Source organism: Ruegeria sp. HKCCD9138, assembly GCF_057220975.1.
Genome location: NZ_JBWVAZ010000013.1, coordinates 96897 through 120911 on the forward strand (window position 1 = coordinate 96897; position 24015 = coordinate 120911).

The window sequence follows — 24015 nt, forward strand, 5'->3', positions numbered from 1 at the left end:
ACTATCATGGCCAGTCGGGCCAAAGAATGTTCGATTTTAGATCGGATTGAACCGCCGTTTTTGGCTCGGTGTCGCCGTTCATACTTTTGCATCAGTGACTGGTCGCAGCCCAAATCGGACATGCGAGACCCGAGTGCTTTGCGGGCAATCAAAGAATTCATTCGCAACGCCGCACAAAACATCTGCTATCGCAGGCAATTTCGATACCACAAATGTAACTCGTCGAAACTTCGAACTACTTCGGCTTTCAGTCACCAATTAGTATCGCAAAAACTAAATTGTGTTTCGAGTGCCGTAGCTGCGCGTTAACTTAGCAATTTCGATTTCGTCCTGCCGCACTTTACCCGAACATGTTGATCCAACGGATCAGCATTGGTGCAAGGCAAATCAGCAATAGAACTGGCATCATGCACATTGCCATCACAGCGGACATCTGCACCGGTAGGCGGTTAGCCTTTTCCTGGGCACGTAGTTCGCGATCCAATCTCATGTCGGTCGCAAACCTGCGCAATGAAGCGGAAATGCTGGTCCCGTACTGATTGGACTGCAAAAACGCATTCGCGAACGAGTTCATCTCGTCGATGCCGACCCGCTCAGCCATGTCCAGAAAGGCGGTCTGACGCTCCTTACCAGCTTGCAACTCCAGCTGAAGGATCGAGAATTCCTGTGAAATCTCGGGCGCTGCAAGGGCCATTTCATGCGAGACGCGGATCATCGCCGCATCAAAACCCAGCCCGGCCTCAATCGCCACTTGCAGCAGATCCAGCGCGTTCGGCAGGCTGTGCTCGATCGCCTGGCGGCGTTTTTTTATCCGGTAACGCAACCACAATGCAGGGCCGTAAAATCCAGTGACCATCAAGGCCGTCACAATCTGTAATGCGTTCACCCATGAGATGCTTTGAATTAGATTGGCGATCCCAAGTTGAACCTGCGTTTCAATCGGCAAGGCCATGGCAATGACGAATACCGACGGCAGGACAAACCCCATGACCGCACGAAAGACATAAAACGAACGAATGGCGTGTTTTCGTTGAATACCCGCCTGTTTCAGAAGTTTGCCGATTTTTGAACGTTCGCGTTTTGATGACGGTACAAACGCTTTCAACAAACCATGCGGGTCGCTGTTGTCACCTTGAATGAGGTCAAAATCCTCTCCGTGCGCCCGTGAAAGGGATCCTACATGCATGCGACGTGCAGCAGTGTTGTCGCTTGCCGTCATTCCTGAAAGCCCCAATACGACAAAGAAGATGCTCACTGCTAATCCTGCAAGCAGAAGATACTGCGGAGGAAGGCTCTGGTCGCTCAGAATTTCTTGAATCATGTCCATTTCTCCGCTCCCCGTTAAAACTTGAACTTTACGAGCCGTCTCAAGATCAGCCCTTGGGCAATCGTCAGGCCGATGATGACGTAGACAAAAAACGGAAACCACGGGTCACTTCGGACATCGCCATAGAAGGTTGGTGTGGATATTTCGATCGACAGGTAGATGACGATCGGCAGGATGGTAAGGATGAGACCACTCAGGCGTCCTTCGGCAGAGATGGCTTTGATTTTCTTCTGCATTGTGTGTCGGTCCCGGATCACCTGAGACAGAATTCCCAGAATACGCGCCAGATTGCCGCCGGTCCCGTGCTGGATGCCGATGCTGACGGCAAGATAGTTCGCGTCCTCGGTTCCGACGCGTTTTGCAAAATCATGAAACGCGGTCGCAACGTCATCGCCATAGTTGATCTGATCCTGAATAATGCCGAATTCCGAGCCAATCGGGTCCGGCAGATCAGTGGCCACATTTCCAACCGTCACTGCCACGGGATGACCAACTTTCAGGCCACGTGCCATCAGATCCAATGCATCCGGCAACTGTTTCGTCAGCTTCTTGGAACGGGCTTCCTTCATGGCAATCAGCACGACCAACGGTAAGGCTGTACCCAAAACGGTACCCAAGGCCAAGGCGAGTTCCGAAGCGATGAACCGTGATGCGCCCAAGAAAACCATCGCGGCAAGGAATGCTGCGGCAAAAACGAACCAGATTGGGCTAATTGCCAATCCAGCTTGAACAATAAGGCGGCGAAACCGGGCTATAAACCCAGGCTTCTCGCCGGGTGCCAGCATGGCAGGATCCCTGAGTAACTGTAAAACCTCATCGGCCGTAGCTCCGCTTTGAATCATTTTCATACGGCGGTTTCTGGCTTCGCTGAGGGTCTCCTTGCGCAGGAGAAGCTGGTGAAGCCCCTCGTATGCCAGCAAAATGCCCAGAAAAATCGAAATATAAATAAGGATGCTCAGTGTGTTTGGCTGTAAGTCGATCATGATGACATGGCCCCGCGAACAAACATGTTGGTATCAACGTCAATTCCGGCAGCAACCAGTTGGTCGAAGCATTTCGGTCGTATGCCAGTGGGCAGAAACTCTCCCAACACGACGCCGTCTTCTGATTTGCCGCGGCGCTTGAAGACAAAGATGTCCTGCACGGTGATAGTGTCGTCTTCCATGCCCGTGATTTCCGAAATACTAACCACCCGCCGTGTACCATCGCTGAGGCGACTGAGCTGGAGCACAACATGAATGGCCGAAGCGATCTGGGATCGGATTGTTCTGATTGGCAAGTCCGCGCCAAGCATTGTCACCATCTGTTCAACCCGGCTTAATGCATCGCGGGCCGAGTTGGCGTGAACGGTCGTCATCGATCCGTCATGCCCTGTATTCATTGCCTGAAGCATGTCGAAGCATTCGGCGCCGCGCACCTCACCAACGATAATACGGTCGGGTCGCATCCTCAGTGCGTTTCGGACCAGATCGCGCTGGGTGATAACGCCCTGACCTTCCGAGTTGGGAGGGCGGGTTTCCAATCGAACCACATGGCTCTGCTGCAGTTGAAGTTCGGCGGCGTCCTCGATTGTCACGATACGCTGCCTGCCATCGATAAAGGACGAAACGGCATTCAACATGGTTGTTTTACCGGTACCGGTGCCGCCTGAGATCAAAATGTTCAGCCGAGCTTCGACCAGCGCCTCCAGGAGCATCGCCGCCTGTTCGTTCATGCTTTCCTGTTGAACGAGCTTTTCGATCGTCAAAGGATTGCGCGAGAACTTCCGGATCGACAGTGCTGGCCCATCGACAGAGCACGGCCGGATGATCGCGTTTACACGGCTGCCATCCTCCAGGCGCGCATCGACCCAAGGTTGGGATTCATCGATACGTCGGCCAACCTTGCTGACGATCTTGTCAATGATCCGTAGAAGATGCCGCTCGTCACGAAAACGAACCGTTGAAAGCTCCAGAAGCCCGAAGCGTTCGACATAGACTTTGTCATACGAGTTGACGAGGATGTCGTTGATGGTCGGATCTTCCAGTAGTGGCTCCAATGGCCCCAACCCCATCACTTCGTGGATGAGCTCTTCGACAAGCGCCGTGAAAGACTCGGACCGCATGTGCAAGCGTTCGGCCTCGATCAGGCCAGTGACCAGGGACGCGATCTGCCGCTTCAGTTCTGATCGCTCGACCTTGTCGATGACAGACAGATTAAGCCGGTCAAGAAGCTCGCTGTGCAGGCGGCTCTTGAGCTCCAAATGAGCCTGAAGATCAGCGTCAACAGGTTCCGGTGCCACTTTTGCTTTGAGCGGAGTCTCAATCGGGCGCTCCAGCGTAAGTACGTTTGATTTGGACGCTGCTTTGCGTGATCTATATTCGTTGAACACGGTGATCTCCCTTTAATTGTTCTTTGTTGCCACGGCCTGCACGTCAGCCGACACGGCGGCAGCCAATTTTGCCAAAGCTTTCCCAAGGTCCGATTGCGGCTTCATGTCTACGACCGGGCGTCCAAGATCCACCGAATTGCGGGCTACCTTCGGATTGTCCGGCAGCCAGTGTTTCAGCTTTGTTTCCAGTACCTTCTCAGCTTCGCGGACGTGCGCTGGTTTGATCAGAGTGTTCCGCTCGCGGTTGACGATGATCTCGACCGGTAGACCGACATTTGCCTCGCGGTAAAAGTCGATCAGGCGCCGTGCCTGGCGAACGCATGGCACGGTGGTGTCGGTGACCAGGACAAGCTGGGAGGCGCGCTTGAATATGGGTTCGACCCATTCGACAACGGCGCAGGGAAGATCAATCACGACATAGTCGTAGCGACGCTGCAGCAGATCGAGCATACCTTCGATCAGACCGGGGCGCATTGATTGAAGTGGAACCATCGGAGCTGGCGCGCACAACACATCAACACCCAAAACGTGACTTTGAAGGATCGAAGACAGAAAATGATCGTCAGGTTCTTCAGCGTTTTCTATAAGTTGAAGACATCCGCCATTGTCTTCCAAATCCAAAAACACATTTGCGTTTCCGAACTGCAAGTCGAAATCCAATAACGCGACCCTGCTTTTTTCGGTCTTGCGAAAGAAAGATCCTTTCCCGCCAACCAGCGAACACGCCAGGTTTACCGCAACGGTCGAGGCCCCGATCCCACCACGAGATTTCGCGACCGGTACCACTTTGCCAAGCGCGGAAGGACCGTCCAAAATCAAAGCTTGTGCAACGTTGCGCGCATTGAATTTCTCGCTGACCACTGCCTTCAGCTCTTCTCCATCGATCGACAAGGGAAGAACTTCATCAATGCCGATTTTTCGAAGTTCGCGCGCTTTGGTGATCGAAAGGTCATTCTGTGTCAGCGCAACGAACAAGGTGTCATCATCGCGATGCGCCAGCAGCTCTTCTGTGGCTTGTACCTCAGCAGAGTCATCAGGATCGATTTCAAAGATCACCACATCATGCTTGAACGCCAACTGAAGTGCAGTCCCGTTCAGCGCTTTGAATGAGCTCGCATTTTCGGTGACTTTGTTTCCCTCTTCAGCAGGAAAGACGTCGGCAACCACCTGCGCAATGGTCTCTTGTTCGGAAACAAGCATGACCGAATGTGATTTCAGATTGGAAACTGTTCTATCCATTATCCTGACTCTCCTAGTGCTAGGTCTTCAGCAGGCAGCGAGACGCTGAAGTTGGAGTAACCGGCTGTTGAAGAAATTGCGCTGCTTGTCGCGCCCGCGGCATTTGCCAACGCGGCCAGCGGTGAGACGAACTGAAAATCGTTCAGGTTCAATTCGACTGTGACCATGGGTGTGTATGGACCACCCAGAAATCCCAGATTTGAGTCGAAAGTATATGAAAACTGCATCACATCGATTGTGGTGCCCGGCGGCAAAAGCGGACTGATGCGACCCCAGATTTCCGACGCGGTGGTATTTGCGACCGCACCTGCGCAGGAAAGGGTTCCGACGTTGGCGCAAACTCCGGCCGAAGCGCTGCAGGACGTGCCGAACCGCGGTGCCAGGGTCGAAGTGCCCCTCTGATGAGTTTGAGGAACACCAGCGCATGCCGCAGGTCGAACGACGGCAATGCGGGCGGCCAGCTGCGCGGCTTTTTGTGCGTTCACACCGCTGTAGGAAAGTCGGCCAAAGTCCAGAAGCGCCAGGAAAAGGAAGGAAAACAGCGAAACGACCAGGGCGAATTCGACAAGAACCCCACCGTCCTGGTTGCCCAGAAAGCTGTTACGTGCGCGGCGCAATTGGGCGCGGATATGCAACAAGCGCATCATTGCCCAAAAATCCGCGATGTGTCAGCAACATCCGTCGTCACTGATGATGCACCGCTGCCAAAGAGTGACAAGAGGCCGCCCATCGGAAACTGAATAGTGATATTGGCACTGACCTGGCCAACAGGAGCCGGGTTTATTCGATAAGTCCCAGTTACGCAGGACAGGCTTGGCGTCACCGAATTGACCGTAACGCTGGTAGGGAACAGGTTGCTGTCGTTGATGTCCTGTTCCACTATGGACTTTAACGTTGTGGAAAGGCCTGCGACCGAGCCACCAGAAGTACAGACATCCGCCGGAGTTACTCTGGACAGGTATCGGCTGGCATCCCGGACGCCGGCAATGACCGACTGGTATGACCACATCAGTCGCGCGGATTCCAAGGTTACGGCCAGCAGTAAAAGCATGACCGGCATGACAAGGCCGAATTCCACTAGAATTGCGCCGTCGTTATTTTTGGCAAAGCGTTTGAGTGGGGGTATCAGGCGAAATTTCATGGCATTGTGCTCCCCCTACCGATACAACTGTACGACGTCGCGGAAGATGCCGCCGAAACCATTACCGCCGCTACCAACGCCGGTGACATCCGGGAAACCCACGACCTCGCCGTGAATGTCAAAGCTCGGCGGTGATCCACCGTCGTCGCCCACCGGTTCCGTCAGGAACACGGCGACGAATTTCGTAACCGGAACACCGGTCGTTGAGCCTGAAACCGGGTTTTGCGCACAGTCGATCCCCGCAGCTGTGACAACGCGTCGTGCCGGATTGTTCGACATATGGCTCGAACACATCGGGCGGCCGGTTTCGGAAAGCAAAGGATCGAGAATGGCATTCGCGTTTGGTGCTGGATGCGGGTTTGTGTTTCCGTACGCAATTTCACGCAGGTACATCCCATATCGCGTACCGGCAAATACAGTGTTCGACCCGGAAAGCGGCGGAAGATGCGCATCACTGCCAAACCCGTCTGCCAAACCATCCGCCAAATCATGGTTGCGATCGAGGTAGCCGGCGCGATCCCAGGTACCATCGCCAAACCGATTGTTGCCGCCGCAGGTTCCTGCGGTCAAACAGAGGTCGCGGCCAAGAGCTGTCGTGTCAGGCGTGGTCTCTTCGTTGCCCTGGATGCAGAAGCCACCCCCCTTTTTTTGGATCCCTTTGATAACGTTCGGAGCCGGCGCAAAGTCGGGGTTGTTTTTTTCGCCATTGAGAACGGCTCGGTAAATGTCAAAGCGCACATTGAACGCGGCATTTGTAATGCCGACTTTCTGGCCGGGTTCCGTGTCCAGGCCATTTGTCAGGACGCATTGGGTAATCTGATCCTGTGCTGCGATGAGGCAGGCCAGCTTGTTGCCGCCTTCATCTGCGCACACGCCCGAGGTATCCTGAAAGTTCGCCAGATCGATAAAGCCGAAATTGCCCGGCCCCCAGGCAGCGCCATTGCCGCCACTGCGTAACAGGATCTGGTCACCTACTGTCAACGTCGTCTCCCAGTTGGGTGGCAGGCAGAACATCAGGGGCGAGATATCGCAGGCCGCTTTTGAGTACCCGGCGACCGCCTCAGCCGAAACGCTGGCTGCCGAAAAGCCGGCCCCGCCAAGCATTTTGTCCAAGGCTGACGCAAGACTCATGCTGAGCGATTTGGGCGTCAGCACGACTTGCGCGAACTTAGCTTGCCTCGGGTCTGTCGTAAGGTCTGCGCCAAGCGGAGTCAGATCCGATGCCGGCAGCGCAGAATGAAAGGAAAGCGTGTAATCCGACGATCCCGAAAGCGCAGTGGGTCCGGTGGCAAACGTCTGACTGTCACTGATCAGATTGGCCGCAGCATTTGTTGCGCGGGTGATCGCATCGGGTTGCCCGTCCAACTCTCCCGCTGCAGCCAAAGCCACGTTGTCAGCAAAGGACTGAAGCTCTGCATGTGTCGCGTTCAACCGGCCGACATCCAGCGTGATCGCAAAGAAGCCCAAAAACGCAACCAGTGCCGTGCCCCAAAGGATGGCAACCGTGCCATGCTCATCCCTGGTGAAGGCGGATATGATCGCTTTTGCGCGCATGGCAGGGGCTTACTGTCCGGGTTTCTGGCTGATTTCGATTGGACGAATGCGGGGCTTGGCTTCTGGTGTCACGACCGCCGGAGCAAGTTGCGCATCTGTCTGATTGTCAGGCTCCAGCTCAGTTGCGGGATCAGAGTCTGCCGCCTTCTCCGTCTCTTGACGCTTTCTCTGGATGGTCACAACCTCGGTCTCGGTGCCTCGGCGCAACCTTACGGTTGGCTGGGCTTCGACCTTTTCCACCGGACCTTCCTCTTGCAGAAGATCGCGCAGGCGAACCATTTCCATTGGTTCGTCTTCTACGTTGTCCAGCGTTCTCAACGTCAGGCTCAGCGTGCCTGCCTTTTGTGCCAACGCGAGGCGCTGACCCTGCTGCGGGGTCACTTCGACCGTGATCGTCCGGGCAACTTCTGGCTGATCGCTCAGCTCTTCCGACTGCTGATCCACACCGATCACGCGGATGTTTTGCAGGATTGTTACTGCACGCAACTCCTGTTTTGCACCCTGTGTCAAAACAATATCCACGTGGTCACCGGGGGTAACAAACCCACCCACCGCGGTGACAGCGTCGACATCGATTGCCATGGCGCGCGTATTTTCGCCTAGCTTTTGGACCAGAGTGACCTTTTCGCCAAAGTTCGAAACTTTGGAAAGAAGCATCACTTCGCCAGGGTAGAAGCGGCCTTTTGCACGGCGCAGCTGTCGCCGATTGTCCGGAACCAGAACGTCAATTTCTGTGAAGACTCCGGCCGGAAGTGCCTCGCGCGGCCATGGATGAATTGTGACGTGGTGCTTTTCGATGGTCTGGCCGAAAGCAATTTCAGATTTGGCAACGTATATTTCCACCAATTCGGCATTGGGTGCCACACCGGCGGTGCTGGTCTTAAGCTGAATATGATCTTTCGCCAGGTAAACGGAACCGGAAGCAATCGCAATTCCGAAGAGTGTAGTAATGATCGGTCTGATACGCATCTCTGTCTCCAAAAGTTACGCTCTCAAAATTCGGAACTTCGGTGATCCTGTTTTCGCGAAAATCCCGGCGGGAATTTCTGCGCCGCGAAGCTGTCATGCGGCGCAGAATCTTTTGGGTTCTGCACAATGCTGAACAAGTTCGGGTCAGCAGGTTGCGCTACCCAAAGCGGCACAGGCGCCGGTCACGTTGGTGTTCGTTTGTGTACCCAGATACGTGAACGCACCAACAGCAATCGACGCGACGACCAAAAGAGCGAGGCCATATTCAACAATTGCCGCGCCGCTTTCATTCTTTGCAAACTTCTTCATGAATTTAGTCATATTACCCCCGAAAGGTTAGATTGATATCGGCGCTGCGCGATATTGCAGCGCAAGCCAGGCAAATTTGCAGTAGCTCATCAATTAGAATAGATGCGCCAATGATATCTGCCTTCCGCCAAAAATAAAAAAAATACAACCTGAGGATGCCTTCTTATGAAAAACGTCGTCTAAATGGAGATTTTTGTGAACCGCAGATTAACGGCCTATTAATACTAAATCGAATCACAAAATCAGGAAACAATATCGGGAATTTAGGTCAAATTGTGGCGAATTTGAGAGCATATATATTGGCCGTGAAGATCGTTGGGCAGGACAAGCGAAAAGACAGTCAGCAAGAAACAAAAGAGGAGAAATATGCATAAAAAACAATTCCATAACAAACTGTGAAATTGTGAGCTCAGTTGCTTTCATCAACGATTAAAGCCATGAAACCGTTTGCTGACCTGACATAATCTGAACAACAGTTGTGAATGTAACGGGGAAGCGTGGGGCCCGACTGCAGTTTTTTAGTCGGGTTGTTTAGTAGAGTAATGAGTGTAAGTTTTTCAAAAGGCGCCCGTGCGCAAGACAGTTTGAATTTCGCAATGGAATGGGCTCGGGCATTAAATGGTAATAATGCCATTCCAAATGTTCTCGGGCAGCTAATGCAATTAGCGAACGCAGACGCGGCACTAATTGCCCGCACTTTCTTGGTGAATCGGAAAGTTAGGCATATTGCACGTCGTTGCGTTCAGGAAGGAAAAATCTGGCCGTCGCAACCGCAAACTCAGGCTGAATTGGTATTCGGCAATTGCATTTCAACCGCAAAACCTGGATCAGTTTGGAAGCTGGCGGACATGATGGCTTCTGATGCCGCGGCGACGACCTGTTTTCAGGATCGGAAGCCCAACGGTCTGGAAGAGGTAATTGTCGTTCCTCTTGAATCTAACGGAGGACATGTCGATCATATTGAACTTCACTTCAGCGTCAGACCGAAAAACCACGATCTGGATATGCTGATAGTATTGGCTCCGTCCCTTGCGTCCGCGTGGAGTAAACGCGTGCCGGGCTCGGTTTCCGCACACTCCGAGCAGGTTCGAAACCATTTCCCGATAAATGGAAGCAGTGGCGGTGATGTCCCGATCCTTGACCCTAAGAACCCTGCCGCACTCAGCAGATGCGAGTTTCGCGTTTGCGCGATGATGAAAGAGGGAATGACCGTAAAGCTGATTTCGGAAATTCTGTCGGTTGGGCCGGCTACCGTTCGTTCGCACCTAAGTTCGATATTCTCCAAGACGGGTACATCAAATCAAGTCGAACTTCTGCATCTTTTGAACCGGAAGACAGAAACTGGAACCAAGTTCATGCGCACTGCTGGTGGAACAAAGTAAGGGAAAACAGGCTTGGGTCTGGCGGCTTGGTCTTAGGCGTCTTGAGAAGGAATGGTTTGCGCGGACAATCCCATGGGTCTTGCCGGTATCACCACACAAACTTCCAGTCCGCCCAACGTCTGAGATGCACCTAATTCCAGTTTAGCGTCATAGGCATTCAGCAAATCAACCGAGATCGGCAGCCCCAATCCGCTGCCCGCGACGGATGTATCCAGACGACCACCCGACCGTAGCGCTTCACGACGTGCTTCCTGAGGAATCCCTGGCCCGTCATCTTCAATTCGAATTTCTATGCAACGTTCTTTTCGCCTGGCAGAAATTTGAGCAGATTCCCGGCACCACTTGACTGCATTATCCAGCAAGTTTCCCAGGACTTCTTCAATATCTTGCGCGTCCATGCGAACCCATAAATCGGGGTCACACGAAACCCTTAGGGACTTTTGTTCCCGCTCGGCCGTGACGGAAAACAATCGCGCTAGCCTTTCAATGGAATTGGTTAGATCTGTCCGCGAATGCGTCAGATCCGCAGCGTTGATCGCTCGCATCCTTGCCAATGAACGACCCAGTTGCGCGTCAATCCGATCAAGAGCTTCTTGCGCAATGTCCGTCCTGGCGCCGCTCTCGGCCAAACTGTCCAGCTCATTCCTCAGGATGGATGACGGCGTTTTCAGGGCGTGCGCCAAGTCAGCCGCCTGCCTGCGAGACCCAGACACAATGTCCCGATTTCGGCGCAAAAGCTGGTTCAGGTCTTCGACCAAGGGCGCAACTTCTCCGGGGTAATCCGACGGTTTGAGATCCTCGTCCGTCTCCCAGCGGTGGGAGACATCCGACTGCAATCTCCGAAGCGGCCCCTGAATGACCGACATCAGAAGAAGAGAACCGGCAACGCCAATCAGCCCGACCAGCCCAAACACCGGCAGCAGATTCAATTGAGTTGCCTGCCGTTCAGCGATGAGCTGCCCTCGACTTTCAGCGACACTTACCCCCCAGACAGTACCATCTTCATAAGTGATTTGCTGATACGCACTTCGCACCGCTTCATTGTCAGGCCCGACCGTGTCCCAAAGTGTCGGAACATCCGGAGATCCCTCGGGCTCTTGGATAGTGTCGTCAAACAATGATGAAGACGTAAATATTTCTCCGCCGCTGTTAGTGACCTGCCAGTAGCGCCCGGAATAAGGGGTGCTGTATGTCGGATCGAACATCAGATCGCGCAATGCTTCGGGGTTTTCAGTTGTGACGCTTAACCCAACAACCAATTGGGTATGCCGATCCAGCAAGGTGGTATCGAAACGATCCGACACTCTGGAATTGATGTATGAAAATACTGCAAGTGTACCCACGCCGACCGACAAGGCACCTGTCGCCATCCCCGCCAGCAGAGCCCTTTGGCGCAACGATAACATCAGGCGGAATCTATCATGTATCCGCGGCCGCGCACCGTAGTGATAAGATCTGAACCCAGTTTCTTGCGCAGCCGGGTTATGAAAACGGCAATTGTGTTTGAATCCCGATCACCGTCGTATTCATAGATGTGCTCTGACAATTCGGTTCTGGAAATCATTCGCCCTGCATTATGTGCCAGATACGTAAGGACGGCGATTTCCTGTGCCGTCAGATCAACCGGTATACCGTCAGCAGTAACACGCCCATTTCGGGTGTCCAAAACGACATTCCCCATCTCAATCACCGGATTCAGTTGGCCGCTTTGACGGCGCAGAATTGCGCGTACCCGGGCTGCCAATTCGGGCATGTGAAACGGTTTGGCCATGTAGTCATCTGCTCCGGCGTCAAGCCCGTCAACTCGCTCGCTCCAGCCATCGCGGGCGGTCAGGATCAGAACCGGGGTTTTGACACCTGCACTGCGCCATTCCCGCAACACAGAAATACCGTCACGTTCCGGTAAACCAATGTCGAGAATGATCATATCGTACGGTTCGGTCGAGCCCATGTGCAGGGCATCATTGCCACTGTGAACGACGTCCACGACGCGTCCTTCGGCGTTCAGCAGTTTTTTGATCTGCTCACAAAGATGCGGCTCATCTTCGGCCAGTAAAACTCTCATATTCAGAAGTTATAGGCGCACGGATGCCAATTCAGCTATTATTTTTTGCCGCCTCCGTTCCCACCGCCGTTCCCACTGCCGTTTCCGCCTCCGTTCCCACCACCGTTTCCGCCGCCGTTGCCGCCAGAATTTCCACCACCGTTGCCGTTGCCGCCAGAATTACCACCACCGTTGCCGTTGCCGCCAGAATTACCACCGCCGTTGCCGTTACCGTTGCCGCCGGAATTGCCATTGCCATTACCGCCCCTATTGCTGTTATTGCTATTATTTGCGGAGTTACCATTCGATTTGGCATTGGCCGATTTGCCGGCACTTGATCGCGCGGCTTCCGATATCTCGCGACCAACACTGGAGTTGTTGGAAACAACGACCCCAGTTTGCGCGTTGACAATGACACTGACGATCCTGCCATTAGGTTTTTTGACAAGGATGCGGTAATACACTTTGTCCGCCTGGAACGCCCGGGCATCGACAGGGGTTCCTCCAAAAACCCTCTCAACACCCTTGATAACCGATTTCAGTCGAATGGCATTTCCCGACGTGGTTGCCTTGCGCACCTCGGATTGCTTCATCTCGCGCGCTGCTGTGTACCCCACCTCCGGTTGGAGCAGGGCAAACAGAAACAGGATTACGAAGATCTTTTTCATCCTCGGTACTCTAAATGGCGCAAATGCAAGAAGACTCTACAAATTTCAATGTGAACTGACAATGAACAGCCAGTTACGAGAGTGTTCAACCAAGATCGGGTCAACTAGGGGAAATGATTATTGATTCCAATGTGCCCATCTTGATTTTCATGGATCAGAAGGCACACGCCAGAGGATTGCCGAAATTGGCGCGCGATTGACGAGGATTGAGATGAAAACAAGTAAACCAGGCTTGTTGAAAGCCACCGCCATTGCAATTGCCCTGTTGGGTTCGACCGCTGTTTTGGGGGCTGTCGCGTTTCCGGATGTTGCATTTGCGAAGGAAGGCAAAGGAAACGGAGGCGGCAAGGGTGGTGGAAACAATGGCGGGGGTAACGGTAAAGGTGGTGGAAACGGCGCATCCAAGGCTGACGGCGAAAAAGCCGCCGGGAAACCCGGACGAAAAAGTTCAAATGCCAAAGGCAATGCCGGCAAACGCGTATCGCGCAACGGTAAGGGGAGCAAAAGCGTCGACGGGAATGGGTTTTCGCTGAAGGATTTGTTTGGTGGCAGGAAAACCCGCGCGTATTCGACTAAGACAAAAAAGGAATCCATCCGCGTAACGCGAAACTTGGAAGAAACGGTACGTCCTCAGGTTCGGCCGAAAGGCAACAAAATGGCAGCGCTTTTGGGGGCGCATCCGTCGGAACTGGGGGCTCTCAATGCTGCAAATGCAAGCGAGAACGCCTTGAAAAATGCGTCACCCAATTCTCGGGTCGGTCGTATCTCCGCCTATCGGGATGAGGTTCTGGCCGGAAATGAATTACGCGAGGCGCTGGACGAGAAGGAAGCGCTTCTTGATGGCATGATGCCACCCGACAGGTCGGTTTCGGAAATCGAAACCGATCTTGAGGCCGCGCTGACAGATGTTCAGGAAAAACAAGATCGTGTGACTGATCTTGAAGATGCTTTGGCCGATGCCGGAGGAGACGATCCGGATCTTCAAGAACAGCTCGATCAGGCCAATTCGGACCTGCAGGAATCCATCGATTCAGCCGAAGAGCTTGAAGCGGAACGGCAGACTGCCGTCGAATACGACGAAACTGTTTCCGAAGTCGAGGAATTGGCAGAACTCGTCGACGACCAGGCGGCAACCGAGCGCAAGGCGCTGGAAAATGCAGCCAATAAGCCCGTGACGGATGAGGTCGAGGCTGCCGTCAAAGCGCTTCTTGGTCTCTGAAATTCGCTACCTTTGCCCTGCTGCTCACGGAGGCAAAGTAGACCGGGCAGGCCGGCGCAGCGACCAGTGAAGCGCCTGGCTGGCCCGGTCGCAGTTTCAAGTGTCCGTATGGCGCAGTTTCGGGCGGTCGGGGATCATCTTCACGACAGTCTGGATGAAGTTGACGAGCAGGCCTCGCCGTTGTCTTCCCGGGCGACCGTCCGAGTATGTCGTATAGGTCAATGGGCAACCGGCATCTTTTCAGACATAGCAACAGGTCTCGATTATATTCTGACGGCGTTTGTCGCGCGAGAGACGCTTGTCTCACGGCGTCATCTATGACGTCCTGATTAAGCGTGGGCACTTTCAGGGTGCTGTTCTTTGCTGCCCAGCGTAGCACCGTTGTAACACTGGGCGCGTTAACCCTAAACGCAAAAAGCCCTGCGGGTTGCGAGGCTAAGTAGTTGTTTTCCGACCGTTCAGTTTGGTTTCGGGAGTAGGATTTGAACCTCTGACCTTCAGGTTATGAGCCTGACGAGGTGAGATCGTAAAGCAAACAGTCCAGTGGACTGTTTGTAGATCGAACGGGCTGTTTGGATGTTGGTTGCGGGGAGAGGATTTGAACCTCTGACCTTCAGGTTATGAGCCTCACGGTTGTATTATTGACCTAGTTTGCTGAACATATTTCTTTGCTTATTTTTCAATATCTTAATCGAAGTGCGTTCAATCTTACAATGCCTACAGATTGTCCAATTTTGCTCTCCGATGTAGCACCAGTGTAGCACCATCAACTTTTCGTAGCACCAAAGCAATTCAAGGAAACACCGTGGCCAGTCACCGTTTGAACTTCACCAAAGCCGCCCTTCTGAAAGCACCAGCCGCAAAGAAAGGTTCGCGGGATTACTACTACGACGAGCGGGAAGCGGGCCTCATATTGGCCGTAACGGGCGCAGGGTCGAAAAGCTTTTACCTCTACAAACGGATTGAGGGGAGACCCGAGCGACTGTTGCTCGGCAAATTTCCTGACATGACCGTGGAACAAGCCCGCAAGGCAGCCGCAAAAGCCAAAGGCGGCATCGCGTCAGGGTCTAACCCTCAGAAAGAAAAAAGGGCCGTCCGGGATGAAATGACTTTCTCCGCGCTTTTTGCCGAATACATGGACAAGTATTCCAAAGTTCACAAGAAATCTTGGCAGTATGACGAACGGGAAGTGAACAAGTATCTGTCCCATTGGTTTCGCCGCAAGATTTCCAGCATTGACCGAGCCGAAGTAGAAAGGCTTCACGCAAAGATCGGCAAGGAAAACGGACTCTATCAGGCCAATCGTTTGCTGGAACGCATTCGCTCCATCTTCAACAAGGCGATTGAATGGGGCTGGAAGGGGGTTAACCCCGCTGTCGGCATCAAGAAATTTCGGGAACAAAGTCGCGACAGGTTCTTGCAGCCAGACGAACTGCCTCACTTCTTTGCGGCATTGGCCAATGAGTCCAACGAGGCCGCGCGAGATTTCTTTATGATTTCCCTGCTGACAGGGGCGCGAAAGTCAAACACGCTGGCAATGATGTGGAAGGATATCAACTTCAAATCGGCCACATGGCGGATCGAAGAAACCAAGAATGCAGACCCGTTGACGGTTCATCTCCCCCAACAGGCAGTTGAGTTGCTAATCGAACGAAAGCTCAAGTCAGACAGCCCCTACGTTTTCGAAGGCTCGGGCAAAAGCGGCCACCTTGCCGACCCCAAGAAAGCTTGGAGCCGAATCCTGAAAGAGGCAGGAATTGAAGACCTGCGCATTCATGACCTGCGTCGCACCTTGGGCAGCTATCAGGCGGCAACGGGGGCCAATGGATACATTATTGGTAAGTCTCTCGGGCATCGGTCCCAACAGTCCACAGCAATCTACGCAAGGTTAAACCTAGACCCGGTCAGGGAGAGTGTGGACAAGGCGACAGAGTTGATGTTTTCAAAGTCTACCTAGGGCGGAAAGAGCCCAAACCGACGACGCGGCTATCACCTCTTGCGTACACAAATCTCACAAGCTAATGCTCTGCCATGTTCCAAATCTATTACCACGAAAAGCTAATTGGAACTTCGGCACTGGAGGATGGTGACCCGCCAATGGGTTGCGCGGAAGGTGTATTCGTTGCCGAAGAAGGCTTCGCAGATTTCCGAGCACGCATCGCGCCGCAACCGGACGATGATCCGTCCATAAATCGTTGGGTTGGTCTATCGGTGCAATCCAAGGATTGTAACGCAATTGAGTGCTCCGACGCAGTACTTTTTGAGTATGATTTTGGCGAACACAAAGAACTCCGTATTGATGTTCTGGGAATTCCGCACCCTCGATACGAAGAGTTGTTCCCGGGTCGCTATGCTGTTTATGAACAGAGTTTAAGTGAAGGCAATTCCTGAACTCTGTAAGTGACATCAATGACTGCTTCTGAGCCCAGAGCGGGCATGCTGCTTGACAGCTTCTGGACTAAAGGACGTGTCTTGAAACTTGCCTGCTACGTGATACTCGTCTGAGATGGAAAACACAGAACCCAAGAAGTCCAAGGCGACGGTCCGCAAGCGTGCAGATGCGATAAAGGCATTTCGCTGCAAGAACTTGATTGCCGTCATAGAAGATCCGGTCGATATCAAGAACATCGGAACGGTCATTCGCAACGCAAACGCACTAGGCGTTGAAAAGGTCTATATCGTCGATCCGCGCAAAGCCTTGCCGGAAAATTGGCAAGAGATGCGAGAGCGAAAGTCGCTGTCTAAGACCTCTGTGTCGGCGGTGAAATGGACATTTGTGAAGCGGTTCGATAGCACTGACGAGTGTCTTAACCATCTGGAAAAGCAAGGGTTTATATCGGTCGTCACATCACCTCACGTGAAAGGAAAGAAAAACGTCTTTCTTCACGAAGGTGATTTCACGACACACACCAAGTTGGCTGTATGGTTCGGAAACGAAAAACGCGGTATCACAGACAGCGCGGTAGAACGCAGCGAGATGTGTGTCGCTGTTCCAATGTTCGGAATGATCGAAAGCCTAAACCTAGGTACAAGCTCGGGCATTGTTCTCTATGAAGTAACTAAGCAACGCAGAGAATATCAGAGCAAATATCGACGCGGTCGAAACAAAGGGAAACGCTCCAAGCCTTTGCCCACGGTAATGCTTCGTGAAGACCACGACAGCTAGCGTAACGTTTAATTTGAATGGCGGCTCTAGTCCGCACTGCAGTTGTTCGCGCTGTATGGACCAACCAAAACTATCAGATGACCGGTTTGAGCCCAAACAGACAGTTCAGTTTTTTACTTTTCCAGAAAGCTTAAAAACCTCAATCGGCTCTCGCATTCCTTTAAGTGTCAGTTCACCCGCGGAAGCGGCAATGAAATCGTTTTCCACTGCAATTGCCGCCCGCGGTGACAACAAAATTTCCCCGTCTTCGGCTTGATCACAAAGCCTCGCAGCAAGGTTTACCGAGGTGCCAGACGCGGTGTAGTCGTAGCGACCTTCGTAGCCAACCATCCCCACCGTCGCGTAACCGAGCGAAACTCCGACGCCGAACCCCAACCTGTGCCCAAGTCGCTTCCAGCTCTTGCAAAGCTTGGCCATCCGGGCGCGCATCGAGAGCGCGAGCCGCACCGCATCACCCGCCGGATCATCGCAAGGAATGGGGTCGTTGAATATCACCATGATTCCGTCGCCCGACCGATGATCGACACCTGCACTATGCTCGCTGATGAGGCGTCCCATTTCCCGGTGATAAGTTTGAAGAATCTCGATGGTTTCCTCCGGTTCTGCGGTTTCGCAGAATGCTGTGAAACCTCGAATGTCGCAGAAGAGAACGCCGAGAAGGGCCCTGTGGCTCGAAAGCATCTTTTCGGAGCCTTTGGAAACTACAGTGTCCGCTACGGCCGCCGGGAGAAAACGCTTGAGTTTGCCCATCCGCTCGATCTCGCCGACCTGCTCTTTGACACGGTCGCCGAGCTCGGCATTGAGTGTTTCGAGAGCTCTAAACTGCCGAACGTTTTCAATGGCGATTTCGGCCTGATCAGCAAATGTCTGCACCAATGCTATCTCGTCTTTGGTGAAAGGCGCCACTTCCCGCCGGTAGAGAAACAACACTCCGAGCGACGAGTCCGCCGTCAACAATGGAACCGTAAGAAGTGTGCGTATGCCCTCTACTTCGACCGCGTGAACCCGGTGCGGCTGCCCGGCATCGTAAATTTGATCGCGTGCATCGGCGATCTGCAATGGTTCGCGAGCTATCATAGCTTGAACTGTCAGCGACTGTTCCGGGTCCATCGGCAGCGGGTTCGCGTTTATCAGCTCTACGAACTCTGACCGTGCGCCATGATAGGCAGGGATAGTCAAGTGAGTCCGCTCTTCGTTAGCCAAGAACAGACATGCAAATGGCGCATTGCACAAACGCGCTGCGCTTTCGAGGATCACATCAAAGACAGGCTTTTCGTCGTCGCGGGAGCGGGAAATGACATGTAGAATTGCGCGCAACGCGCTCGCGCGTTCGCGTGCACGCGCAAGCTCTTCATTTAATTCTTGGTGATCCGTTTCCTCTGACTTCCGATCCACTATTGCGCCTTTGATGACGATTGAACTGATTCAATCGTAGTCATGCAGCCGGTTGCTTTCCAGTCTGTGCAACTTGACGCTAATTTGTTAGGCCGCCTTTGCCTAAGCACCGACGTTAGAATCCACTCATATTGCGTTTAGCGACGAACGGCAGCATTGTCCCGCATAGCCGCTGTCCACGGCTCAAAATCACTGCATCTTTGATTAAAAGTCCGCTTCCTATGCATTGCCGACGTCGCTGAGACCCAGTCTTGCACTAGCTGCGAAGGGCAGCTCAGTGGCCTTCCCGCTGGAGCCAACTAAGGCTGGGAGGTAAGTTATTACCAAATCCCTACTATCACTAGAATGGTCTCCGGCCAGACCAACCGAGTTTCACCGTCTGCACTGTCAGCGCTGTCAGCCACTGGCGTTTTGCTGGCTTTTCCTGAACAAGCGGCGTCATGGAACAGGCTAACAACACACTCCCCGACACCGAAGCGACGCCGCTCGATCCATGGCAACGTTTAATGGCAGGCCACGGCTTTCTATCAGAGCTACACCGCCTTTATGACGCCCGGTTTATGCTCGAACTTGAGTTGTTGATTGGCCCCAAAGCCAATGTTGACGACCTGCGCAAAGGGGTTGAGGCCGCGGCGCGGGCTTACATCCGCGAACGTCGCAAGATGCGCCGCCGCAAACCGGGGGCGATGGAATACCGCCGCCTGTCCGCATTATCTGCAAAGCTTGAGGCGGTTTCGGTGGACCTTGCCCGGGTGCAAGGATCGCCCAACTGTTCCGTAAAGCTGGCCGATGCGCTGGAATCGCAGGCCCTATCAGCCGACCCAAGCGCTGCCGGAATAGTGAACCTGATCGACGGCGCATTTGGTCCCGGTGATCCTGTCGGTCACATCGCGGCGTTTCTGGACCTGTTGCAAAAGGCCGCTGCGCAAACGGTTGCTCTGAGCGAGAATGACAGCCCAAGCAGCTACTACGGTGCCGATCTGGACCGCTGGTCTCGCAGGCCAAAGAAAACCGACAGCCAGCCGGTTGCGGCCTTGGCCCGTGCTTTCCGTCCCTTTTGGCAACGCAACGCCATGCGCCCCTTCAATGCAGGTCGCTACGATCCAGCCACCAAACAGAACAAAGCGCCCGCCGTTGACGCGATTCATTTGATTGCTCGGAAACTCGACCCGGGCCTGACGCGCACCCGCGTTGTCACCGTGATGCGGGTGATTTAGACATATTTTTGCCACATTGCGTGGCAATTAACCTACCCCTTTTCCTACGCAGGAACTGCATTATGTTGCCTGCTTCACGCGTTTAAGCGTGGCCAATCGCGCTCTAGGTTTCTCTTCATCGATCTAAACTGATGGAGGTTATCATGATCGCAAAACAGGCAAACACCCTGCTTAAACCCGAGCAAGTTGCCGAACGTCTCGGCGTGTCCACAACTACCCTTGCCACGTGGCGCTGCACCAAGCGCTACCCGCTGGCTTATGTCAAAGTTGGCCGTTTGGTCCGATATCGCGCCGGAGATGTGGAAGCCTTCGAGATCGCGCGTCTTCAGGAGGTGGTTGCAAATGACTGGTAACTGGAAACCCATCGAATTCGCGGCAATTGCGGAACTGGCCCGGATCAACTTGCAAAGTCTTCTGGCGGAATGGTTGCCTGATGGCCGGATCATTGGCCGCGAATGGGTTGCGCTGAACCCGACCCGCGCAGATCGGTCACGCGGTTCGTTTCGGATCAATCTCGATAGCGGGCTTTGGGCAGACTTCGCCACAGATGACAAAGGCGGCGATGCCATTAGCCTCTTTGCCTATCTGAACGGGGTCCAGCAAGGACAGGCCGCACGTGCGCTGGCCCACCGTCTGGGGGTGCAGGCATGAACGCGCTACTTGACCTTAGCCATCCGACAGCCGGTGTCGCTGACGCCCAGCATGTTTACCGCAGCAAAACGGGAGCACCTGTGCTCGTCGCCAATCGTTATGAAGGCTACGGAAAGGGTAAGTTCTTTCTGCCCTATGACGTGAGCAAGGAAGCGTGGAAAGCGCCTCAATCACGCCCGATTTATCAACTGGACCGGATCACCCAGGCAGACCCCGATCAGCCGGTGATCTGGGTTGAGGGCGAGAAATGCGCCGACGCTCTGACCGCCTTGGGCTATCTGGCCTCCACCAGTTTTGGCGGCAGCAAGGCGTTGGCAAAAACTGACCTCTCCCCGCTGGCAGGCCGCACTGTCATTATCTGGCCTGATCATGATGAACCGGGACAGAGCTATGCCGCCAAGTTGGCCGAAGAGCTCGTTACGGTACATAGGGCAACGCCGTTGATCCTGCCGATCAATGACGAACTGGTTCGCGCACATGATTCAATGGGCCTGATCCATATACCTATACGTAAGGGCTGGGACGTGGCTGACGCCATTACCGCAGGCTGGGGGAACGGTGAGCTAGATGCCCTGATAAACAGCGTGGCGTGTGATCTGCCGGATGCAACTGCCGCTTACCTGACGAGTAAGGTTCAGCCTGCCGCAAATGACCCGCATTCCCCTATGTATCGTAGGAACAACCCCGATCCGTATACGATACCTATACGTAGGGACGAGCCTGCACCTATACGTAACAATGACAATGCCGCACTGGTGGACGGGCTGGAACTTTGGAACACGCCGCAAGGTGAGCCCTATGTAACGATACCGGCCAAGGGTCACTTCGAGCATTGGCCGGTCGGATCGTCGACCTTCCGCAACTATCTGGCGTACGCCCATTACAGGGCCGAAGGCAAAGCCCCCTCCAATGCCGCGCTGGATGACAAGCGCCGGATGCTCGAAGGGGTGGCGCGGTTTGAAGGCGAGACTTACCCCGTGTCCAGCCGCATCGCCTCTATTGGGCGCACGGTCTATCTCGACCTCGGCGACACAGATTGGCAGGCTGTGGCGATCACTTCTGAGGGCTGGCAGGTGGTCAGCCACCCGCCCGCGCGGTTTCGCCGCTCACCAGCCATGCAGGCGCTGCCAGCACCGGAACGGCATGAACACGGCATCGACCTGTTGCGTGATTTCCTGAATGTGGACAGCGAAGATGATTTCCGAATGCTGGTGGCATGGGTTCTGGGATGTTTCCACTCCAAAGGCCCCTACCCCATCCTGATCCTGTCAGGCGAGCAGGGCAGCGCCAAAAGCACCACCGCGCAAACCCTGCGCGATCTGATCGACCCGGCCCAGCCGAGTACCCGCAGCACGCCCACATCCGAGCAGGATTTGGTGATTGCCGCCATGCACAACCATGTTCTGAGCTTTGACAATCTCTCAACCATTCGCCCGATGATGGCGGACGCCTTCTGCCGGATCGCCACCGGCGGCGGCTTTGGCACCCGCAAACTGCACACCGACAGCGACGAAATATTGTTCAACGCCACCCGGCCCTGCCTGTTGAACGGCATTCCCGATTTGGCGGCGCGGCCTGATCTGGCGGATCGCGCGATAGGCATTCATTTGCCGGTGATCCCACCCGGCAAGCGCAAAACCTTGGGTGCGTTCAACCGCGACTTTGCGAAGGCCAAGCCTTACATACTGGGCGCGCTTCTGGACGCGGTTTCCTGTGCCTTGGGTCGAATTGACTCTGTGAGCCTATCAGAAGCCCCTAGGATGGCGGATTTCGCAAAATGGGTGGTTGCCGCCGAAGATGCCCTTGGATGGCCTCAGGGCGCGTTTCTGGACTCCTACGCGGCCAATCGCGCCCGCAGCGATCAAGCCGCTGTCGAAGCCAACCCGGTCGCGCTGGCAATTCTGTCGCTGATGGATGGGCGGCAACTTTGGAGCGGCACGGCAACCGAGTTGAAGCAGGTTCTGCGGGACCGTTTCCCTGCGCTGACAGAAGACAGCCACAGCTTTCCCCGATCTGAGGCGCGGTTTGGTGCGGCGCTACGCAGGGTTCAGCCCGTGTTGCGGCGTCAGGGCGTGAACATCGCGTTCAGTCGGGAAGGCAAAGCCGGGATGCGGGTGATTGAATTGACAAACCGTTGAGAATCCACGCCGCAACGAATGCTCAAGCGCTCGACCTGAACTGTCGGGCGCTTCTACCTTTGTTCTATTCCTTCGGATGTTTTGCACAGAGCCTTTGTCCGCTATGCGGGACAAAGCTAACGTTGCCGAATTCAAAACAGCATGATCTAATATGATTTGTGATTTCTGCTGTCCTCTTCGATCTTGACGAAACCCTCTTTGCTCGCACTGCCTCCCTGAGGCAGTTCATCGAAGACCAGATTAGAAGTCAGTACCCTGACATATTTCCGAATGTGGAAATGACTATTGGTCGCTTTTTGGAACTCGATAGCCGGGGAACGAAACCAAAAGATGAAGTTTACCGCGCACTTTTGGCAGAGTTAGGCAGAGATGATGAGGCGCTTGCTGCTGAACTGTTCGAGCACTACGAGGCGAACGCGTGGAGGTTTGCCTCAGGCTTCGACGGCATGTCGGATGCACTTAAGGATATCAGAGAGTTAGGGTTCAAAATTGGGATTGTCACAAATGGACAAACTCACATTCAGCTTCGATCTTTGTTGGCTCTGAACTTGGATCGATTGGTGGACGATTACGTGATCTCTGAGGCGGTAAATCTCAGAAAGCCCGATCCAAGAATCTTTCACCTAGCAGCGCAAAATTTGTCAGTGCGTCCAGAAAGCTGTGTATTTGTTGGTGACTCACCGACGGCGGATGTCGTTGCTTCCAGAAGAGCTGGAATGAAATCCGTTTGGTTTCCAAACGGTGCGACGTGGCCGGACGATCTGCTCAAAGAAACCGACGCCGAGATACATTCATTGTCAGAGTTGAGCACCGTTTTGCGCCAACTTACGTAGTCGCTTTGGGCTCAAAGCCGTCATTCGTGACTTCGGCTTGAAGCATGGTATTTCCCTACCCGGGGCATACCCGGCCCCGCGTATACCCCGGGTAGGGAGAAAATCCCTTTGCATACGACTAGGGGCAATGCAGTTTCACTTGGCTGACGGTGCTGACAGCACTGACGGTGAAGGCGCGTTGGTTTTCATTAGGAGAAAGAATCAGCCTCCGTTTCGTAAGTGACACGTAGCCGTAGTTTGCTCTGTAGTGTAGCACCGCTGTAGCACCACGCTCCAACACGCCAAATGCAAAAAGCGGCCCTTGGGGCGTTAGTGCGTTGTAATCATGTAGGTATTTTTGGTTGCGGGGAGAGGATTTGAACCTCTGACCTTCAGGTTATGAGCCTGACGAG

At 54.0% G+C, this 24015-nt stretch carries 23 protein-coding genes; 10 read left to right on the forward strand and 13 right to left on the reverse strand.

Annotation, left to right across the window (positions count from 1 at the left end; translation table 11 throughout):
- Positions 1–340: 340 nt before the first annotated feature.
- From AC2TEL_RS19080 to AC2TEL_RS19120, 9 genes are all read right to left on the reverse strand, one after another.
- Complete coding sequence (locus AC2TEL_RS19080) at positions 341–1429, reverse strand: type II secretion system F family protein (protein WP_480906199.1); 1089 nt, start codon at positions 1427–1429, stop codon at positions 341–343.
- Positions 1342–2310 carry a type II secretion system F family protein gene (locus tag AC2TEL_RS19085; protein ID WP_480906202.1) on the reverse strand — a complete coding sequence of 323 codons (969 nt, stop codon included), beginning with the start codon at positions 2308–2310 and terminating at the stop codon, positions 1342–1344. The genes AC2TEL_RS19080 and AC2TEL_RS19085 overlap by 88 nt, the downstream gene beginning before the upstream one ends.
- Positions 2307–3698 (reverse strand): TadA family conjugal transfer-associated ATPase, encoded by a 1392-nt coding sequence (locus AC2TEL_RS19090; protein WP_480906205.1) that lies wholly within the window; start codon positions 3696–3698, stop codon positions 2307–2309. The genes AC2TEL_RS19085 and AC2TEL_RS19090 overlap by 4 nt, the downstream gene beginning before the upstream one ends.
- Before the next feature lie 12 nt (positions 3699–3710).
- A complete protein-coding gene (locus AC2TEL_RS19095) occupies positions 3711–4937 on the reverse strand; it encodes a CpaE/TadZ family protein (RefSeq protein WP_480906208.1) in 1227 nt (408 codons plus the stop codon).
- Positions 4937–5584: a TadE/TadG family type IV pilus assembly protein gene (locus AC2TEL_RS19100; RefSeq protein WP_480906211.1), complete on the reverse strand. Its 648-nt coding sequence runs from the start codon at positions 5582–5584 to the stop codon at positions 4937–4939. Before AC2TEL_RS19100 ends, AC2TEL_RS19095 begins: the two co-directional genes overlap by 1 nt.
- Positions 5581–6078 (reverse strand): TadE/TadG family type IV pilus assembly protein, encoded by a 498-nt coding sequence (locus AC2TEL_RS19105; RefSeq protein WP_480906214.1) that lies wholly within the window; start codon positions 6076–6078, stop codon positions 5581–5583. Before AC2TEL_RS19105 ends, AC2TEL_RS19100 begins: the two co-directional genes overlap by 4 nt.
- A 15-nt stretch (positions 6079–6093) precedes the next feature.
- Positions 6094–7632, reverse strand: a complete 1539-nt coding sequence (locus AC2TEL_RS19110; protein ID WP_480906215.1) for a pilus assembly protein TadG-related protein — start codon at positions 7630–7632, stop codon at positions 6094–6096.
- A gap of 9 nt (positions 7633–7641) precedes the next feature.
- Positions 7642–8601 carry a Flp pilus assembly protein CpaB gene (cpaB, locus tag AC2TEL_RS19115; RefSeq protein ID WP_480844271.1) on the reverse strand — a complete coding sequence of 320 codons (960 nt, stop codon included), beginning with the start codon at positions 8599–8601 and terminating at the stop codon, positions 7642–7644.
- A 144-nt stretch (positions 8602–8745) separates the two neighbouring features.
- The gene (locus AC2TEL_RS19120; RefSeq protein WP_480844272.1) at positions 8746–8910 is read right to left on the reverse strand and encodes a Flp family type IVb pilin; all 165 of its coding nucleotides are present in this window, start codon (positions 8908–8910) and stop codon (positions 8746–8748) included.
- Between the two features lie 542 nt (positions 8911–9452).
- Here AC2TEL_RS19120 and AC2TEL_RS19125 point away from each other — a divergent pair.
- Complete coding sequence (locus tag AC2TEL_RS19125; protein WP_480906218.1) at positions 9453–10292, forward strand: helix-turn-helix transcriptional regulator; 840 nt, start codon at positions 9453–9455, stop codon at positions 10290–10292.
- A gap of 32 nt (positions 10293–10324) precedes the next feature.
- Here the strand turns inward: AC2TEL_RS19125 and AC2TEL_RS19130 are convergent, their stop codons facing one another.
- The 3 genes from AC2TEL_RS19130 to AC2TEL_RS19140 all read right to left on the reverse strand — a co-directional run bounded on the left by AC2TEL_RS19130 (position 10325) and on the right by AC2TEL_RS19140 (position 13004).
- Positions 10325–11158 carry an ATP-binding protein gene (locus AC2TEL_RS19130; protein WP_480906221.1) on the reverse strand — a complete coding sequence of 278 codons (834 nt, stop codon included), beginning with the start codon at positions 11156–11158 and terminating at the stop codon, positions 10325–10327.
- Positions 11159–11697: 539 nt separating this feature from the next.
- Positions 11698–12357, reverse strand: a complete 660-nt coding sequence (locus AC2TEL_RS19135; protein WP_480844275.1) for a response regulator transcription factor — start codon at positions 12355–12357, stop codon at positions 11698–11700.
- Between the two features lie 38 nt (positions 12358–12395).
- Complete coding sequence (locus AC2TEL_RS19140; RefSeq protein ID WP_480906224.1) at positions 12396–13004, reverse strand: PepSY domain-containing protein; 609 nt, start codon at positions 13002–13004, stop codon at positions 12396–12398.
- A gap of 211 nt (positions 13005–13215) precedes the next feature.
- Between AC2TEL_RS19140 and AC2TEL_RS19145 the strand changes: the two genes are divergently transcribed.
- The 4 genes from AC2TEL_RS19145 to AC2TEL_RS19160 all read left to right on the forward strand — a co-directional run bounded on the left by AC2TEL_RS19145 (position 13216) and on the right by AC2TEL_RS19160 (position 17389).
- Complete coding sequence (locus AC2TEL_RS19145; protein WP_480844277.1) at positions 13216–14223, forward strand: hypothetical protein; 1008 nt, start codon at positions 13216–13218, stop codon at positions 14221–14223.
- Positions 14224–15028: 805 nt separating this feature from the next.
- On the forward strand, positions 15029–16180 hold the full coding sequence (locus AC2TEL_RS19150) for a tyrosine-type recombinase/integrase (RefSeq protein ID WP_480906226.1): 1152 nt from the start codon (positions 15029–15031) through the stop codon (positions 16178–16180).
- A 74-nt stretch (positions 16181–16254) separates the two neighbouring features.
- The gene (locus tag AC2TEL_RS19155) at positions 16255–16614 is read left to right on the forward strand and encodes a hypothetical protein (protein ID WP_480906229.1); all 360 of its coding nucleotides are present in this window, start codon (positions 16255–16257) and stop codon (positions 16612–16614) included.
- 115 nt (positions 16615–16729) lie between these two features.
- Positions 16730–17389 (forward strand): TrmH family RNA methyltransferase, encoded by a 660-nt coding sequence (locus tag AC2TEL_RS19160; protein ID WP_480839800.1) that lies wholly within the window; start codon positions 16730–16732, stop codon positions 17387–17389.
- A gap of 105 nt (positions 17390–17494) precedes the next feature.
- On the opposite strand, the gene AC2TEL_RS19165 is transcribed toward AC2TEL_RS19160, so the two are convergent.
- Complete coding sequence (locus AC2TEL_RS19165; RefSeq protein ID WP_480906232.1) at positions 17495–18784, reverse strand: adenylate/guanylate cyclase domain-containing protein; 1290 nt, start codon at positions 18782–18784, stop codon at positions 17495–17497.
- Positions 18785–19224: 440 nt separating this feature from the next.
- Here AC2TEL_RS19165 and AC2TEL_RS19170 point away from each other — a divergent pair, with 440 nt between their 5' ends.
- The 5 genes from AC2TEL_RS19170 (at position 19225) to AC2TEL_RS19190 (ending at position 23623) form a co-directional block, all read left to right on the forward strand.
- On the forward strand, positions 19225–20001 hold the full coding sequence (locus AC2TEL_RS19170; RefSeq protein WP_480906235.1) for a hypothetical protein: 777 nt from the start codon (positions 19225–19227) through the stop codon (positions 19999–20001).
- A 143-nt stretch (positions 20002–20144) separates the two neighbouring features.
- A complete protein-coding gene (locus AC2TEL_RS19175) occupies positions 20145–20354 on the forward strand; it encodes a helix-turn-helix transcriptional regulator (protein WP_217356921.1) in 210 nt (69 codons plus the stop codon).
- Positions 20344–20652 carry a hypothetical protein gene (locus tag AC2TEL_RS19180; RefSeq protein WP_480906238.1) on the forward strand — a complete coding sequence of 103 codons (309 nt, stop codon included), beginning with the start codon at positions 20344–20346 and terminating at the stop codon, positions 20650–20652. Before AC2TEL_RS19175 ends, AC2TEL_RS19180 begins: the two co-directional genes overlap by 11 nt.
- Positions 20649–22790 (forward strand): hypothetical protein, encoded by a 2142-nt coding sequence (locus tag AC2TEL_RS19185; protein ID WP_480906240.1) that lies wholly within the window; start codon positions 20649–20651, stop codon positions 22788–22790. The genes AC2TEL_RS19180 and AC2TEL_RS19185 overlap by 4 nt, the downstream gene beginning before the upstream one ends.
- 158 nt (positions 22791–22948) lie before the next feature.
- Complete coding sequence (locus AC2TEL_RS19190) at positions 22949–23623, forward strand: HAD family hydrolase (protein WP_480906243.1); 675 nt, start codon at positions 22949–22951, stop codon at positions 23621–23623.
- The last annotated feature ends 392 nt before the right edge of the window (positions 23624–24015 follow it).

What these genes read in the sequence shown, in the direction of transcription:
- AC2TEL_RS19085 (WP_480906202.1), bottom strand. Translation starts at nt 2,310, where the DNA reads ATGATCGACTTACAGCCAAACACACTGAGCATCCTTATTTATATTTCG.
- AC2TEL_RS19180 (WP_480906238.1), top strand. Translation starts at nt 20,344, where the DNA reads ATGACTGGTAACTGGAAACCCATCGAATTCGCGGCAATTGCGGAACTG.
- AC2TEL_RS19105 (WP_480906214.1), bottom strand. Translation starts at nt 6,078, where the DNA reads ATGAAATTTCGCCTGATACCCCCACTCAAACGCTTTGCCAAAAATAAC.
- AC2TEL_RS19095 (WP_480906208.1), bottom strand. Translation starts at nt 4,937, where the DNA reads ATGGATAGAACAGTTTCCAATCTGAAATCACATTCGGTCATGCTTGTT.
- AC2TEL_RS19120 (WP_480844272.1), bottom strand. Translation starts at nt 8,910, where the DNA reads ATGAAGAAGTTTGCAAAGAATGAAAGCGGCGCGGCAATTGTTGAATAT.
- AC2TEL_RS19140 (WP_480906224.1), bottom strand. Translation starts at nt 13,004, where the DNA reads ATGAAAAAGATCTTCGTAATCCTGTTTCTGTTTGCCCTGCTCCAACCG.
- cpaB (WP_480844271.1), bottom strand. Translation starts at nt 8,601, where the DNA reads ATGCGTATCAGACCGATCATTACTACACTCTTCGGAATTGCGATTGCT.
- AC2TEL_RS19175 (WP_217356921.1), top strand. Translation starts at nt 20,145, where the DNA reads ATGATCGCAAAACAGGCAAACACCCTGCTTAAACCCGAGCAAGTTGCC.
- AC2TEL_RS19185 (WP_480906240.1), top strand. Translation starts at nt 20,649, where the DNA reads ATGAACGCGCTACTTGACCTTAGCCATCCGACAGCCGGTGTCGCTGAC.
- AC2TEL_RS19110 (WP_480906215.1), bottom strand. Translation starts at nt 7,632, where the DNA reads ATGCGCGCAAAAGCGATCATATCCGCCTTCACCAGGGATGAGCATGGC.
- AC2TEL_RS19125 (WP_480906218.1), top strand. Translation starts at nt 9,453, where the DNA reads ATGAGTGTAAGTTTTTCAAAAGGCGCCCGTGCGCAAGACAGTTTGAAT.
- AC2TEL_RS19130 (WP_480906221.1), bottom strand. Translation starts at nt 11,158, where the DNA reads ATGTCGGTCATTCAGGGGCCGCTTCGGAGATTGCAGTCGGATGTCTCC.
- AC2TEL_RS19155 (WP_480906229.1), top strand. Translation starts at nt 16,255, where the DNA reads ATGTTCCAAATCTATTACCACGAAAAGCTAATTGGAACTTCGGCACTG.
- AC2TEL_RS19170 (WP_480906235.1), top strand. Translation starts at nt 19,225, where the DNA reads ATGGAACAGGCTAACAACACACTCCCCGACACCGAAGCGACGCCGCTC.
- AC2TEL_RS19145 (WP_480844277.1), top strand. Translation starts at nt 13,216, where the DNA reads ATGAAAACAAGTAAACCAGGCTTGTTGAAAGCCACCGCCATTGCAATT.
- AC2TEL_RS19135 (WP_480844275.1), bottom strand. Translation starts at nt 12,357, where the DNA reads ATGAGAGTTTTACTGGCCGAAGATGAGCCGCATCTTTGTGAGCAGATC.
- AC2TEL_RS19160 (WP_480839800.1), top strand. Translation starts at nt 16,730, where the DNA reads ATGGAAAACACAGAACCCAAGAAGTCCAAGGCGACGGTCCGCAAGCGT.
- AC2TEL_RS19100 (WP_480906211.1), bottom strand. Translation starts at nt 5,584, where the DNA reads ATGATGCGCTTGTTGCATATCCGCGCCCAATTGCGCCGCGCACGTAAC.